This window comes from Streptomyces sp. NPDC055287, from assembly GCF_053646035.1.
This window is the reverse complement of sequence record NZ_JBSHNE010000079.1, coordinates 1-14,449: the sequence shown is the minus strand read 5'-3', so window position 1 is coordinate 14,449 and position 14,449 is coordinate 1. Positions and strand designations below refer to the sequence as shown.

General features: G+C 68.2%; 11 protein-coding genes and 3 pseudogenes. 10 read left to right on the top strand and 4 right to left on the bottom strand.

Annotated elements, in window-relative coordinates; all coding sequences use genetic code 11:
* Positions 1–559 precede the first annotated feature (559 nt).
* Both ACWIHY_RS38930 and ACWIHY_RS38925 read left to right on the top strand, forming a co-directional pair.
* A pseudogene (locus ACWIHY_RS38930) lies at positions 560–1,540 on the top strand (glycoside hydrolase family 26 protein); the annotation flags it as partial.
* Between the two features lie 584 nt (positions 1,541–2,124).
* A complete protein-coding gene (locus ACWIHY_RS38925; protein WP_454381395.1) occupies positions 2,125–2,409 on the top strand; it encodes a hypothetical protein in 285 nt (94 codons plus the stop codon).
* Here the strand turns inward: ACWIHY_RS38925 and ACWIHY_RS38920 are convergent.
* Positions 2,395–2,721: a hypothetical protein gene (locus ACWIHY_RS38920; protein WP_454381394.1), complete on the bottom strand. Its 327-nt coding sequence runs from the start codon at positions 2,719–2,721 to the stop codon at positions 2,395–2,397. The two genes, ACWIHY_RS38925 and ACWIHY_RS38920, sit on opposite strands and share 15 nt — an antisense overlap.
* A gap of 238 nt (positions 2,722–2,959) precedes the next feature.
* On the opposite strand from ACWIHY_RS38920, the gene ACWIHY_RS38915 reads away from it, so the two are divergent.
* Positions 2,960–3,265 (top strand): hypothetical protein, encoded by a 306-nt coding sequence (locus ACWIHY_RS38915; RefSeq protein ID WP_454381393.1) that lies wholly within the window; start codon positions 2,960–2,962, stop codon positions 3,263–3,265.
* A 108-nt stretch (positions 3,266–3,373) separates the two neighbouring features.
* On the opposite strand, the gene ACWIHY_RS38910 is transcribed toward ACWIHY_RS38915, so the two are convergent.
* Both ACWIHY_RS38910 and ACWIHY_RS38905 read right to left on the bottom strand, forming a co-directional pair.
* A complete protein-coding gene (locus tag ACWIHY_RS38910; protein ID WP_454381392.1) occupies positions 3,374–3,652 on the bottom strand; it encodes a hypothetical protein in 279 nt (92 codons plus the stop codon).
* A 1,293-nt stretch (positions 3,653–4,945) separates the two neighbouring features.
* Positions 4,946–5,428: pseudogene (locus ACWIHY_RS38905) on the bottom strand (transposase); the annotation flags it as partial.
* A gap of 315 nt (positions 5,429–5,743) precedes the next feature.
* On the opposite strand from ACWIHY_RS38905, the gene ACWIHY_RS38900 reads away from it, so the two are divergent.
* The 5 genes and pseudogenes from ACWIHY_RS38900 (at position 5,744) to ACWIHY_RS38880 (ending at position 11,583) form a co-directional block, all read left to right on the top strand.
* Positions 5,744–6,232, top strand: a complete 489-nt coding sequence (locus tag ACWIHY_RS38900) for a hypothetical protein (RefSeq protein ID WP_454381391.1) — start codon at positions 5,744–5,746, stop codon at positions 6,230–6,232.
* The gene (locus ACWIHY_RS38895; protein WP_454381390.1) at positions 6,174–8,855 is read left to right on the top strand and encodes a DNRLRE domain-containing protein; all 2,682 of its coding nucleotides are present in this window, start codon (positions 6,174–6,176) and stop codon (positions 8,853–8,855) included. The genes ACWIHY_RS38900 and ACWIHY_RS38895 overlap by 59 nt, the downstream gene beginning before the upstream one ends.
* Positions 8,852–9,295: a hypothetical protein gene (locus tag ACWIHY_RS38890; protein ID WP_454381389.1), complete on the top strand. Its 444-nt coding sequence runs from the start codon at positions 8,852–8,854 to the stop codon at positions 9,293–9,295. Before ACWIHY_RS38895 ends, ACWIHY_RS38890 begins: the two co-directional genes overlap by 4 nt.
* A 1,223-nt stretch (positions 9,296–10,518) precedes the next feature.
* A complete protein-coding gene (locus ACWIHY_RS38885) occupies positions 10,519–10,824 on the top strand; it encodes a DUF6300 family protein (protein ID WP_454381388.1) in 306 nt (101 codons plus the stop codon).
* Positions 10,825–11,312: 488 nt separating this feature from the next.
* A pseudogene (locus ACWIHY_RS38880) lies at positions 11,313–11,583 on the top strand (hypothetical protein).
* A 76-nt stretch (positions 11,584–11,659) separates the two neighbouring features.
* Here the strand turns inward: ACWIHY_RS38880 and ACWIHY_RS38875 are convergent.
* Positions 11,660–12,298, bottom strand: a complete 639-nt coding sequence (locus ACWIHY_RS38875) for a DUF6197 family protein (protein ID WP_454381387.1) — start codon at positions 12,296–12,298, stop codon at positions 11,660–11,662.
* 224 nt (positions 12,299–12,522) lie between these two features.
* Here ACWIHY_RS38875 and ACWIHY_RS38870 point away from each other — a divergent pair, with 224 nt between their 5' ends.
* Positions 12,523–12,714 (top strand): hypothetical protein, encoded by a 192-nt coding sequence (locus tag ACWIHY_RS38870; protein WP_454381386.1) that lies wholly within the window; start codon positions 12,523–12,525, stop codon positions 12,712–12,714.
* Between the two features lie 1,079 nt (positions 12,715–13,793).
* Positions 13,794–14,075, top strand: a complete 282-nt coding sequence (locus ACWIHY_RS38865) for a hypothetical protein (protein ID WP_069936342.1) — start codon at positions 13,794–13,796, stop codon at positions 14,073–14,075.
* The last annotated feature ends 374 nt before the right edge of the window (positions 14,076–14,449 follow it).

The following is a 14,449-nucleotide window of genomic DNA, read 5'->3' as shown; positions in this document are numbered from 1 at the left end:
CTTCGGCTACCTCACCCCAGCCGAGACCAGGCAGCGGCAACAGCACGCCCTCGCGGCGTAGACATTGAGTGTCCGAGATCACGGGGAAACTTCAGTCATGCCTGTTCGGTAGCGCCATGCACGGTCGTTGTCTTTTGGGGTTACCCGTTGGTGCCTGCAGTGAGGGTCCGGGCCCGACATGGACATCGGGCACCGCCGCGCCCAGTTCATGCGTCACTTCGGCCTTCGCTTCGCAGTGAGGCTGCGTCGTTGAACAGGCCGACACCCGCCGCTACGGGAAGGCGGCAGGTGGGTCCGGCCAACTTGGTTTCTAGGCAGTGCCGCTTGGGCGCGGCCGTCGGGGTGTTGGCCCGACTCCAGCGGCAAGGGCACGGTCGCCCGTTGGGGTGATGCCTGCCGCGCGTCCGGTACATGGGGCTTCGCGGGCGATTCATAGTGGAGGGCCGAGGGCGACGGGAGGTGCTCGTCGGCGAGTCTGCGGAGGCGGTCCCGCCTGGGAGAACGCATCGGACTTCCCTTTCAAGCGCATCGATTCAGAGCGAGAGGTTGGGGAGACGCCATGGCCAATCGACCACGTCGCAGGCTGGCCGGCACCTGCATCGCCACGGTCACAGCGGGCCTGCTCGCCACCTGGGCGGCCCTCGCCTGGCTGCCGGAGAACGAGTCCGAGAGGGGCTCCGGGACCGGGGTCGCAATGGGGGCCTATCTCCATTACGGGCCACCTGGTGTGGAGCGGATGGAGGAGCTCTCTCGTTGGCTGGGTGGCACCGAACTGCGGGTCGGGCACACTTACTTGCCCGGCGACGCGTGGTCGAATATTGAGGGCGCCCCTGACTTCCTGCGCAGCTGGGCGCGGTGGCGCCGGGCCGAGCCCGACCGGTTGTTCGTGCTGAACGTGCCTATGCAGGAGCGTAACGAGGCCAGTGTCCCGGACGATGAGGTCGCCGAGCTGATCGGGTCGGGCGCCCAGGGTGAGTTCGACCATCATTTCCGGCGGCTGGCCGAGCGGCTGGTCGAGGTCGGGGTGCCGGACACGGTGATCGTGCTCGGCTGGGAGATGAACGGCACCACTTACACCCACCGCTGCGGGCCCGATCCGGAGAACTGGAAGGTGTACTGGCGGCGGATCGTGACCACCATGCGTTCGGTGGATGGCCAGCGCTTCGACTTCGACTTCGCGCCGAACCGGGGTGCCGACGCGGTCGGCTGGACGGAGTGCTACCCCGGTGACAACGAAGTCGACATCATCGGGATGGACTCCTACGACCAGGCGCCGGGACGCACCTTCGACGATCAGGTCAGCCAGCCGTACGGGCTCCAGGCGCACGTCGATTTCGCGAAGGAGCACGGCAAGCGGATCTCGTACCCGGAGTGGGGACTGTTCCGGCACGGCGACAATCCCGAGTACATGCGGCGCATGCTCGAGTGGATCGACGAGCACAAGCCGCTGTACCACACCATCACCGACTACTGCCCGCACGGCGTGTGGCAGTGTGGACAGAACCCGCGGTCGGCGCAGGTGTTCCGCCAGGCGCTCTCGGGGTCTTGAGCGAAGCGTGGATGAAAACTCGGCCACGATCTGCGAAGGATGGCGCGGCCGGGGGTGTGGAGGGCGGGGGAGGCGTCGGCGGGGCGGGCGCCAGGGGCGGGCGAGCGTACCACCCGAGTCTGCGCGGACGGCCTGTCGGCGGGGAGGGCGCGACCCGTTTCCGACCTTCCGCATGGGAGCGTTCCCGATGATTACCGAATGCTGCTGGGAAGGTCCCGGTCAAGCTGACAGCAATCGTGTCGAGGGAGCACAATTATGTGGAGCGGCGTAACAGAGCCGCCGCAGAGTTTCGCGATTATGAGGGCGGCACCGGGTTCACCTTCGTGCGTGCCTGGTGGTCGGAGCCAGGTGCCTTCCAGCGGGTGGTGGTCGCTGGTGAGGACGTAGCGGCGTACGGCCAGGATGGTCTTGGTGTCGCTGCCGACGTCGTTGTTGGCGAAGCGGGTGAGAACGGTGTCGACGGCTTCTTGTTTCGCAGAGGTACGGCGGAACGAGTTCGAGCGCGATCTGGTCCAACCTTCCGTCGGCGCGACCATCTCGTCGACCAGGCGCCGTACCGCGTCCGTGTCAGCGGGATGTCGCTCGGTGTCAGCGAGTGCCCGTTCCACAGCGCCGCCATCACCCCCGCCCGTACCGTCGGCGCCGGTGGTGGGGAGCGGTTCGCGGCGGAGCTCGTCGACGGCCTGGCCCACGACGGCGCGCACTTCGGGCCGTTCGACTTGTCCGGTCTGGGCGGCTGTGGTGAGCCGCTCGGTGACGAGGGTGGTGATGTTGTCGAGCCGGCCGTGGACAACGCGCAGTCCCGTTGCGACAGCGCCAGATCCACCAGCCCGGACGTGTCCGTGTCACCCCGCAGGTGACACGTCGGCAAGGACGCAGGCGGCGCCGATCACCCTGCTCAGTCCTTCGGTGGATTCTGCGATGTCGATCAGCCGGTACGCCTGCGCCCGGCTGATCCCCAGCTCGGCCTGCGCGTACTCACCCCACCCGCCATAGCCCAGGGCCACCCACACCCGCGCCCGGTGCGCGTCGCGCACCCGCTGCGCCAGCACCAAAGCCGCCCGCCGCGCCTCACTGATCGCCGCACGCAGCTGCTCGGTCAGCCGCAGGGCATGTGCCCGGCCCACCGGCTCCAGCCCCGCACCCTGATCCTGCTCGTCCGAGGAACCCACAGTTCCATGGTGCTCCCCTGCGCCCGGCCGGGCAGGGGGCCGCGAGGAGCACGCGCGCTGCCGGCCGGTAAGAGGGGTGAGGGCCCAGCACCGGGGCGATCTTCGAGTGTCAACGGACGTGAATGTTCCTGACCTCTTGCACACTCTCCTCATGCAGCCGCTGCCGGTTCCTTGCCCTGCCCAGCTCATCCCAGACGCCTCCGGCACCGGTGCTTTCCACAAGGCTTACAGGCAGGCCATGGCGCACCGCGCCGTGTTCGTTGCCATCGAATCCGAGGGTCCGCGGTGGACCGTGAAGGCGGACACGCTCACCGCCGGCCCCGGGTACTCCGTCGTCGACACCGTGAACGACGTGGTCCGGGCCGCGATCGTCCGCATGGTCCACAACGGCGAGGTCGGTGCGGACGCCTACGCAGGACCGATCTACTTCATGATGCACAGCGTGTCGAGCGAAGAGCGGGCCCGCGAACTCGCGGCCGCACTCCACGCCGCCCTGCACGGAGACCTGGAACCTCTGAACCGCGCCGTGCCTCCCACGTCCTGACCTGACGCGAGAGGCCACAAACACAAACCACGAACGAGGAGCGCAGCTGACCTCGGCTCCACGGCCGCCATCGCGGTGACGTGTCGGTGCCAGCGGAGACGGTTCGCGCTAGACCAGGTCCGCCGCGTTGTAGACCAGGCCGCGAACGAAGCCGGCCTGGCAGTCGTTGGTGCAGCCCTTCTTGTACTCGTAGTACTGCTGGATGAACTCGGCCGGGTCCTCGTAGCCGAAGATGTCGGTGGGGAACACCTCGTCGTTGCGGTCGCTTGAGGCGGAGATGCCGTTGCCGGGTTCGTTGTCGGCGGCCTGGGCAGGCAGCGTCAGCGTCCCGAGTACGGCACCGGCAAGGACAGCGGATGCGGCGATACGCCGCGCAATGATCTTCATGCCGGTCTAACGCTCTGCTCATCGAACGGTTGCGGCCCGCGCAGCGGTCGCCTCGGCGACAGGTGCTGACGGCATGTCTTATGGGACGGCACGTCGCCAGGGCGGTGTCACGCACCTGGTGTCACGCCAGCCCGAGCCTGTGAGGTCTATGAGGCTCACAGCCCATTCCCAGGTAGACGGGGTGAGCTGTGTGGGTGTGAGCCTGGTAGTTGCAGCTCGCGCCCGTGCTCCCGTACGCCCCGGCCCGTCGGCGCGGAGAGCGACGGCTGGGGCGTCGGTGTTGGCTCGCGGCTGAGGTGGCACGCACCGACCGAGGGCGGGGCGCGGTCGTCATCGGGGACGTGGTCGAGGATGCGGTGATAGGCGCGACCAAGGCCGAGTTCTCGATCCAGGTCGTGACTATGGGTGCGGGTGCGGGTGCGGGTGCGGGTGCGGATCGGTTCGGACGGCGGAGTCGTTGTGCAGGGCCGTTTGGCCACCTGGGCGTACGTCCACGCATGTCACGGATGGCGGGAGCGGGATGAGGGCGACGTCAGGTGGCAAGTAGCGCTATGCCCAAGCCAGAGACGGTCATGTCCAAAGTGTCAAACTTCGGAGCTGGCTTCTGTACACATACAGCTCATGACGGGCACCCAGGGGTGAACGGTAGGCTCGTTGGCACCGGTCACACGGCCTTAAGTGGTCTGTTTACAAGCCGCGTTGGGGCATATGGCTGGAAGGACCCCGCTCGTCTTGTATCGCGGGCGAGGATTCCTGATGCGGATGCGGAGTGCATCCGGTGACCTTTGAGGTGCGGTGCGGGGAGACCCGGGCGAGGCCCTTGCTTGGCGGCTGGCCTCCCCGGATCTCCCTCGCGCGCCGATGGGCCTTCATCCTGTTGTGAGGAGAGTGGTTCCCTTGGCGTCTTTCGAAGGTATCCCAGACAGGCCGCGCAGGGGCAGCGGTGCCCTGGCCTGGTTCACGGCCTGCGTGGGCTTGCTGGCGATGGTTGTCTCGGTCGTGTTGGCCGTGGGTGGTCATGTCGAGGCGGCCGTGGCGGTGGGCGCCGCAGGCGCAGCCGTTGCCGGCCGTGGCGGCCTGCAAGTGACGGTGAACGTCCGACGCTGACCGCGAGGGGTGTGGCAGTGCTCGCCACCACCACACCCCTCAAGACCGTCAGGGGCCCGGGTCGTCACGGACGACATGCCCTTCCTGGTGGACACCGTCAAGCCCCGACCCATAAGGCTGTCAGGCGGGATGCCCCGCCTCTGACCGACGCGAGTCCTGGGCGCGACGATCCGGGCTCCCCACCTCGTCGGAGTTGGCGAGCGTGAACTGCCGCAGCGGCCCGAAGTGAGCCTCGATCGGGTTGGCCCAGGAGGCGTTGGTCGGCGTGAAGCACAGCTCGACCTGGTTCTTCTCAGCCCAGGCGCGGATCTTGATGCCCTTATGCGCGGACAGGTTGTCCATGATCACGTAAATGGGTGCGCCGTCGGGACGGGCGGCACGGATGGATTTGAGCGCGGCCAGTGGCTGCGCGGCGCCTTTGTGGTGTCGATTGACGCCCCAGAGCCTGTCGTCACCCACCGAGTAGCAGCCATGGAAATACATGACGCCATGGGTGCGGTGGTAGGTGGCCGGGATCCGGTCGGGCCTACTCACCGTGGCCCAGCAGGCGCCTAAGGTGGGGCGGATGCCGAGCGGGCCGAACTCGTCGAACGCGAAGCTCCGGTCAGGTAAGTGCTCCAGGACGTGCTCGATGCGGTCGAGCTTGGCCTCCCGCTGAGGGTCGGTGGAACCAGCGCCAGGACCTGTGGGGACACGCGGCAACGAGTCCACCTGTCTCCGGGTAACTGATTGCCGCAGTACAACGGAGAGCCCCGAGCCGGATAAGGCCGCGCCGGACTCACCACAAAGATCGGGTATGCCGTGAGAATGAGGCACAGCACGTCTCCCCTCGGTGACCAAGATCACCCACCGCCGGTGGGGAATTGGACAAGTATGGCCACTCTCGGTGCGGCTGGAGTGGTCAAGCAACAACATCAGCTGTTCATAGAATCCCCTCACCTTGATCACCTTTTTGGCTGATCAGTGAAGTAGTTAAGGGGGAATATGAAGCGAAGGTTCACGGCGGCCGCCATGTCATTGGCGCTGTCGACCACACTCGCTGTCCATACAGCAGGCACTGCTCAAGCAGCCGAGGCATCGCCCTCAGGGAGCCAGGCACTCGCATCGACCGAAGCTCTCAAGCGGGTCACCGAGGCTCCCGATGTCGCGTCGGCTCAGCTGGCAGCCAAGCTGAGCGGCCGCCGGGTGGAAGCCGTATCGGAGCGCGCGGGGGATGCGACCACATTCGCCAACCCGGACGGCACTCTCACCACTGAAGTCTCCTCCGGGCCCGTGCGGGTGCAGGAGGAAGGAAAATGGAAGCGCCTCGACACCACGCTCGTCGACACCGGACAGCAGCTGGAGCCCAAGACAGCCGTGGCTGACGTCACGCTGTCCGACGGAGGCTCCGAGGACTTCGCTACGGTAGCCCGCGGTGCGCGCTCCTTTGGGCTGGACTGGGGCAAGGTTTCCGGCGCCTCGCCTGGACGGTGACACCGCCGTCTACTCCTCGGTGGTCCCGGATGGCGACCTGCATGTCACCGCGCTGCCCAACGGGTTCTCCGAATCGCTAATCCTCAAGAAGCGGCCCACCGAGCCGCTTGAGCTGCGCCTGCCGGTCACCATGGAGGGCCTCGAGCTGGAGAAGACCTTCCAGGGCCACCTGCGCCTGGAGGACAGCAAGGGCACACTCGTCGCCAGCGCGCCGGCACCCCGGATGTGGGGAACCGGAACGGACGCAAAGTCAGGCGAACCGCTGCGGTCCGCGGAAATCGCCACCACGGTGGAGCACACCGCCGAGGGCACCGTGCTCGTGCTCAAGCCCGGCCAGGCGTTCCTGTCGGACCCGAGCGTCACCTACCCGCTCACCATCGACCCGACGACGACTCTCGCCGCCTCCACGGACACCTGGGTCGCTACCAACTACCCGGACTCACAGCGCGGCTCCACCGAGCTGAAAGCCGGCACCTACGACGCGGGCACCACCAAAGCCCGCTCGTACGTGAAGTTCGACGTGTCCAAGTACACGGGCAAGCACGTTCTCAGTGCCGAGTTGCGCCTGCACTCGCACTGGTCCTCCACCTGCGCCACCACCGGATCAGGTGTCGAGGCCCGCCGGATCACCGGAAACTGGGACCCCAGCGGCGTGACGTGGGGCGCTCAGCCGGCGACCACGGCGACGGGCGCCGCCGTCGCCAAGAGCGCTTACGGGTACAGCTCCGCTTGTCCGGCGAACTTCATGCGCTGGGACGTCAGCAACGCCGCCCAGGCCTGGGCGGATGGGCAGCCCAACTACGGCTTCCAGATCAAGGCCGTGGACGAGAACGATTCGCTCAGCTGGCGCCGCTTCCGCTCCGCCAACTACGTCGACGGCTCGCAGGGCCCGACCGAGCCGGCCCTGTCCATCACGTACAACACCAAGCCGGGCGTCGCCGCCCCGGTCATCCCGGCTGACGGTGCTGTCATAGCCGACACCACCCCGACGCTTCAGGCCAAGGCTGCCGATGCAGACGGCAATACGGTGCGATTCACCTTCGAGCTGTGGAACGCAGACGGCACCACCAAGGTGGCCTCAGGTGTCTCCCCGTACGTCGCTCCGGGGGCGCCTGGAGCGTGGACGGCTCCAGGGCTGACTGCCGGATCGTACAAGTGGCGCGTCGCTACGTACGACGGCACCGACTGGAACGGCACATGGTCGCCGTGGCGCACCCTGACCGTTGACACCTCCGTTCCGGCTGCGCCGACGTTCACTTCCACCGACTACCCTGCCGACAGTCTGTGGCACGGAGACGCGGGCCAGCCCGGGACCTTCAAGATCACAGATCCCGTCGGCAAGGCCGTCTCCGTTGAGTACGCGTTCGACGGCGGAACTGCCGCGAGCGCATCCCTCGCCAACGGGGCCACCAGCATCAACTGGACACCTGCTGCTCGTGGCACGCATACGCTCAGCGCGCGGGTGAAGAACGCGGCGGGCACCTGGTCCGAGTGGGGCGAGCACACCTTCCACGCCGGCGCCATCACCGGAAAGCTCGCCACGTCGTTCATCAACGACATAGCCGAGACTCACTTCGCCGACACCCTCCACCCCGTCCACGAGGCCCAGGAGCCCGACGAGGAGTTCCCCGGGGAGGACATTCCCGAGGAAGGCGACGACGCCACGCCCGGATTCGTCGAACAGATCGACCCTGAGAAGCAGGAAACCGAAGAAACCGCGACGGCCGTCCCGGTCACGGAACTGCCGGACAACGCCAGCAGCACCCTCACCAGCACCAGCGCCGACGGCACCGCCCAGACTCTGCTGAACATGCCGGCAGCCGACGCCTCTGCCGCCGAACTGAGCAGCACCGGTCTGGTGATCTATCCCAATACTCAGACCGACGCCGACACCGTCGCGACCCGCTCCGGCACCAGCCAGGTCGAGATCTTCCACCTGTTGCGCAGCGCCGACGCTCCCCAGTCCTTCGCCTACAAGGTGAACCTCCAGGCCGGGCAGGAGCTCTCCGCCGTCTCGGAGAACACCCTGATGATCTCGGACAGTCAGGGCGGTCTCGCCACCTTCGTCTCTGCCCCGCTCGCACTTGACGCCAAGGGCAACTCCGTGCCGGTGTCGATGAAGACGTCCGGCACCGACATCGTGATCGCACTCGCCCCCGCAGCCGGCCAGAGCGTGCACTACCTGGTCCTGCTTGACCCGAGCGGAGGCGGTTACACCGTCACGCCCGCTGAGCGGTCCTACTGCTACTGGAACCCGTACGACTGCGCCAAGGCCCGCGACCAAGCCAACGTGGCGCTGTACTACGCCAAGAAGCTGTACGCCGATTCGACGCTCTTCCAAGGCACAGGCGACGCCTTCAGGCACTGCTATTGGAACGCCATGATGGAGATCCACACAAACCACGAAACGGCGTACGAGGTCGCCACTCGTCACGAGTCCCAGTCCCGAGGGGACGACAAGACGATGGACCTCAGAAACAACAAGAAGGGCCGCGAAATCGGCCGCTACTACGAGGGGAAAAGGAGCGCTTCGACGAAGGCCAAGAGTTCGTGCAAGAGTGCAGTTTCGAACAGGAAACTGTGGAAGATCAAGAGTGGCAACCTCGTGAGGAGCAACGCATGACGCACGTGCTCAGCCGACGCATCGCACCGATCCTGATCCTCGTTCAGGTCGCGTACATCGCGCTGCTCGAAATCGTGTTCACTCTCGGCCCCGACACCGCAGAGCTGGACCACACCAACCCTTCGGGCTCAAGTGGGATTTTGTACACCGCGGTCATCGTCGCAGTGGTACTCACCTTGGCCGGCGGAGCCGCACTCCTGGGACTGGACAAGGCACGGACAGGCACACCCCGTGCCGTACGCACCGCCTGGCTCGCGGTCCTCGCCCTGGGAGAACTCGCCATCGCCGCCACCTTCCTGGTCTCGATCACCGGACAGGAGTTCGGGCCGGACACGCTGATCGGCACAGCCGCCATCGCAATGTGCGCATGCATCGCTCTGGCATGCGCTACTGAGGTGCGCACCCTCGTTCGCCCCACTCCTGCCGACGCTCACAGCTGACGCAGGGGCGTGAGCGCACTGTGGCCCCCGGCGTTGCCGGGGGCCACAGCCACACCCCCACTACGTGACCACCACCAAGGCCTCCGTCCACGAAACACCAGGGCCTCCCCGGCCGGTGGTTCCAGCCTGATCTGCGGGGCCGGGAGGCTGCCGCGACGTATCGCCGTCTGGGATCGGATGGATTCGATCGCCCTGGCGAGCTGGTCCCGCAACAACAGGGCGTCACGGAGTCGGCTGCGGGCCCAACCGAGTCCTGATCGTTGGCTCTGGGTTGATTGCGCACCTTGGTCGCGTGCCCTCGGTTCGCCGCTTCCGAATGTCCCAACAGCGCCGGTGGCTGGCCGGCTGCTCAGTGGCCGTACGAGTCGGTGCAGAGTTTGGTGATAGAGCTCTGGGTGATGCCGGACGAAGCGGCACATACCATACGCATGTCGGGTGCTTGCCGCCTCGGCTGAGGCGCTTGGCGCCGCGGGTTCGGCTTCTGGGCCTGCCGCTTCGGGGGCTGCGGTGCCTTCCGCGCGAACGTGCGGGGCGGCGGCGCTTGGGGCGGGTCCGGCTGGGGTGGGGGCGCGCTTCTGCGGGGCCGCGCGGGTGCGGCCGGCACCGGGACCGGGGCGGCCTGCTCGACTCGCGGCTGGGCTGGGCGGCGGTGGGGAATCTGCGGCGTGGGGTCGTAGCGCACTACTCGTTCCCGGCGCACCTCGCGCTCGCGGGGCTTCTTGGGGTGCTTGCGCTTCTTCGGTTCGTCGTCCGGGCCGCTGGCTGCCAACTCGGTTCGGGGGGGGTCCTGTTGGGGGTCCGGCCATTGAGCGAGTGGAGAGGGTGGCCGGTCGTCGGCGGGGGCCAGTTGGGGGCGGGGTGCCGAGGGCTCGGTCGAGGTAGGGCGACGCATCCGGTCATAGCGAGGAGTGCGGTCAGGATGAGGGGGGTGTCGCGCCGGCGGGAGTGCATGGGGCCCACCGTGCCGGAGCCGAAGGGACGGTGTGGGGGGTGGCGCGCGGCGGCCACCGTGACGAGTGACTGTCGCCGACCACGCGCCTCACTGCGCGGCTCGTGCGGGAACTCGCCCCCACCGCAGTGTGGCGTGTGCCGCGGTGGTCGGCCCGTTTCCTGGGCGCTTGGCTTCGAACGGAGGGCCGGGGCGGGTTGCCCGTGGGGGTGATCGTCGGACGCGTCCCGTGACTGCCCGCAACCTGATGGGGGGGTTGGGAGGTATGCGAAAAATGATCACGACTGTGGCGGTGGCCGCTGCTCTCGTCCTGTCCGTTGCGGGCGCTCCGGCGGTCGCGGCGCCGTCGGCAGCCTTGTCGTCGACGGTGTATCCGTTCAACGACTGTGGTTACTACCCGAAGCGCTCCCGCTGCTCGGGGGACCTTCTGCTGCACTGGCACGGCCCGCTGATCACCGGCGAGTGGATGGAGCTGTGTCCGGCCTGCGACGCCGACCGGCCCGCCGCACGTGCCTTCATCCGCTGGTACCTCGCCCTGCAGAGGACGGCGGAGAAACTGCCGCAGCTCTTCGAAGACTGAACAGAAACGATGCAGGCCAAAGGATGGGTCCGCATTCCGTAGACCCGGCGCCGCCAGTCCTCGGCTCCTGCACTGACCCCCGCAGCGCATCACCGTCTGCGGGGGTGAACGCGCGCACAGGGCTGGCGGTGGGGTGGCGCGTGGTGGGGCCCCGGGCCGGGCGCGGCTGTCGGGGCCCCTGGAACGCGCACAAGCCCACGTGCTCGCTCCGCCGGGATCAACGGGCGCGGATGAACTTCGGTCACGTACCCGGTGGAGTGAAGAGGGAGGGTGACAGGCGCGGGCTACCGGACCGGACCCGCCGCTGCGCATACGTTCAACGGTGTGGCCCGGGTCCCCTCCCCCCAGGGCTCGGGCTATGCGCTGCCGGGCCCGAATGGTCTGCGTTTGGCCCGGCAGCCCCCGATCACCAGATCGAGAACGCGCCCGAGCGCCGCGTTTCTGCTCGGCGCAGGCCCGGTGTCAGTGGCGGCTGGGATGCTGCCCGGATGGACGAGCAGCTCATGCGCGGCCGGGTCTACGGAGCCGACCACGACGACCCCGATCCTGGCCCGCAGCCCGGGCGCACCTACACCGAGCTGGTCGGCGGCCCGCTGGACGGCCTACTCCTGGACGTCACCGGCTGGACGCCCGGGAGAACTGCGCGACGGCGCGGCGCTGCCCACCGAGATCGGCCGCCATGGGCCGGGCGGCCGATCCTTGTACGGCCCCAGGCCCACCGATGATCAACGGTGGGACTGGCAAGGCGACACCCCCTGACCCCCGTGGCAGCACGCGCGCAGCCACGGCCGAAACGACCGGCCCCACGCCGTGTCACGCCCACCCCACGCCCAGCTCAGAGAGCGCTGCCCGCTGCTCCTGGGTGAGCTTGTCTCGCCTCTTGGGCGTTCGAGACCCACACGCCCAGCTGCCGTAGGTCTGCGCGGGTGGAGTTGATCCGGGCCGCGATGCGCAAGGCGGTGTTGTTGTGCACGGCGATCTCGTGGGCGCGGCGGACGGCGGCGGCATCAAGGCCCTGGCGGCGGGCCTCCTGCTCAAGGCGCTCGATGTACGCGTCGGACGGCTGGGCGTAGGCCGGGGTGGTCATCGCGGCGCGGATGTGGATGTGGGAGCGCAGCGCGGTGTCGTTGTCCGAGGGCACGGCCAGGAGGGCGCCGAGGATGCAGTGCTGTCCGCGGGTGTCGCGAAGGACGCCGCGGCACCATCCGCCGGTGGCGAGTTCGGCGGCGGCGCGGCGGATGTGCACGCTGGCGCGGTCCGCGGGTCGCAGGTGGCGGCGGGTGATGCGGGCGAGCAGGCCGGGGCGGGCGAGCTGCTGGGCCGTGGCGGTGGCCTTCTGAGAGCGCTCGACTTCAGCGACGCCGGCGGCCACGAGGGCCTTGATGTCGAAGCCGTGCTCCGCGGCCGGGGCGGAAACCGGCGACGGGGAGAGGGGTTGGCCGGGCTGCTGATCGGGGTGATCTGCTTGAGCCACGCCTCCACCTCGTCTCCGAGAAGACGGGAGCTGGACTCGATCTGCTGGAGCGTTGCGGTCATGATGGGGGTCTCCGGTTTCTCTGTTAGGGGTTCCGGGGGCCCGGGGCGGCCGATCGCCCTTGTCCGGTACTGACGGCCGCCCCGGGGCTAATTCACAGGCAGCTGCAAGCAGCTCGGCTGAAGGTCACCGCCATCGGGTGGACCGGCACCCGCCACGGAACCATGGTCGCCGTCCGGGACAGACGTGAAATCTTCAACGAGTACCGGGCCGTGGTCGACGAGGCGATGAACGACAAGCTGCACGCGGCGCTCCACATGGTGTGGGGCGAACCGGGCGCGGCGCCCGTGCAGCGTGGCTCGGTCCCGCTGATGATGCAGGAGTTTCGCGCGGCCGTCGCCTCGCATGACACCTGAACCGGACGGCCCGGCGGGGCGGGATGGCGGCGGCGCTGTGGCTCGGTCTGGCCGGACTCCCACCTGACCGTGGCGGGCGCACCTTCAGCACCGAGGCCGCCGAATCGACCGTCAGGCCATAAGTTTTGCGCAGGCGCGTTGTCGGCGCGCGCTGAGGTCGCAGTCGTGGTGGGATCGACGGTCATGGACAGGGCAGAGCACGATCGCAGCGGGGGAGTGGGGCGGCGGGCGCAGCGCCGGCGGGCGCGGCTTGCCCTGGCAGGCCGGGCGAAAGACGCATCCGACCTCGCACTCCTTCTCGACATGCTCGCCCTGCGGCCAGAGCTGGACGGGGATGAGAATGCCAGCTGTGCGGGGACGGATCTGGCGGGGTTCAACGACGCTGTTTCAGGACCGTGGGGCCGCACCCGTGCCGCGTCATTGCGGCGGTGACGTCGGACGAAGGACGTGGCCCGTCAAGGGCCCCGCAGCCGTCCCTACGGGCGTTGCAGGACAGGAGGGGGATACCTGGCCACGGTCGTAACCGTGAGCTCCCCCATGGAAGTGACGCTGCGCCCGTACACCCAGGCTGATCAGACCGGTGTGCTGCGTCCGATCGAAGCCGACCGGCCCCCCCCGGCCAGCCCCACATCACCCCCGCCATGCTGAGCGAGGACGCTGGAAGGCCGCTCACCAGTGGACGCCGGTGGGTGGCAGGACGTGCGCGGCCGTACGACGGCGTGACTGTTCCAGCGGCCATGCCCAGGCCCGCGCGCTGCGGGCGCCGACGTCCGGAAGGAGGTCAGTCGCAGCAGCCGCCAGGGCCCCAAGGCAGAAGAGCCCCAGGGGTTGCGGCGTCAGTTGCGCTAACTGGTGCGCCAAGTTGCACTGGGTGTTGCGGTAGATGTTGCGCGTGCCTTCATAGCGTCCTGAAATTCGTGCAGGTCACCCCCGCGTAGGGGCGTGGTCGGGGCGCTGACATCCCCGTTGCGGCCGCACTCCCTCGGACGGCGCAGCAGCCAGCCCCGCTGCTCGCGGTCGCCCGCACTTGGATCTAGCGTCGTTCACATCTGTCTTCGCACGTGAAACGAGGAACCGAGATGGCGATTCTGGTGCTCAACCAGGCTGCGGGCTGGAACCAGGAGCTCTACCAGGCGACCTTCGACCGGGCGATCCCGGACCGTACGAATCCGCCCGCCGGGCTCATCGCCCACTTCGGGGCGCCCGGCGAGGCGGGCGGCTGGCAGGTCATTGACGTATGGGAGTCGGAAGACGCGTTCCGGCGCTTCATGGAAGAGCAGGTCAAGCCGGCCGCACAGGAACTCGGGGCACCACCGTTCGAGTCGAAAGTGGTTGAGGTCTACAACGCTCTTATCCCGTAACGGCCGCCTGGGCATGGGCCCGTGACGAATCAAGGCGTCGGAGGTGTAACCGCTGCACGGCCCCTCCCAGGGGGAAGGACCACGTTCAGAATCTGGCCGGCGCTCCAGCGCGCAGGCTCCCACTGCATGCGCCGCGCGGTCGGCGTCCGCGCGCCAGGGCGAGAGCGAGCACACGGAGCATGAGCGCGAGCGCCAAAGCTGGAGCCTGCCAGCGCCGACCGCGCACCCATGTTGCTCACCGAAGCCGACCGTCACGAGTTCTGCGTTTGACGACGGCCCGGCACGGGGCTGCACTGGATTCATGGACGCTGAGGCGACTCCGTCCCGGGGAGCAGCGATGACAACCATGGAAACGTTCAACCTTCTGCAGCCGT

Coding starts and splice junctions, on each gene's coding strand:
- ACWIHY_RS38925 (WP_454381395.1), top strand. CDS start 2,125: ATGTCGCTCGGTGTCAGCGAGTGCCCGTTCCACAGCGCCGCCATCACC.
- ACWIHY_RS38915 (WP_454381393.1), top strand. CDS start 2,960: ATGGCGCACCGCGCCGTGTTCGTTGCCATCGAATCCGAGGGTCCGCGG.
- ACWIHY_RS38910 (WP_454381392.1), bottom strand. CDS start 3,652: ATGAAGATCATTGCGCGGCGTATCGCCGCATCCGCTGTCCTTGCCGGT.
- ACWIHY_RS38900 (WP_454381391.1), top strand. CDS start 5,744: ATGAAGCGAAGGTTCACGGCGGCCGCCATGTCATTGGCGCTGTCGACC.
- ACWIHY_RS38890 (WP_454381389.1), top strand. CDS start 8,852: ATGACGCACGTGCTCAGCCGACGCATCGCACCGATCCTGATCCTCGTT.
- ACWIHY_RS38885 (WP_454381388.1), top strand. CDS start 10,519: ATGATCACGACTGTGGCGGTGGCCGCTGCTCTCGTCCTGTCCGTTGCG.
- ACWIHY_RS38870 (WP_454381386.1), top strand. CDS start 12,523: ATGGTCGCCGTCCGGGACAGACGTGAAATCTTCAACGAGTACCGGGCC.
- ACWIHY_RS38865 (WP_069936342.1), top strand. CDS start 13,794: ATGGCGATTCTGGTGCTCAACCAGGCTGCGGGCTGGAACCAGGAGCTC.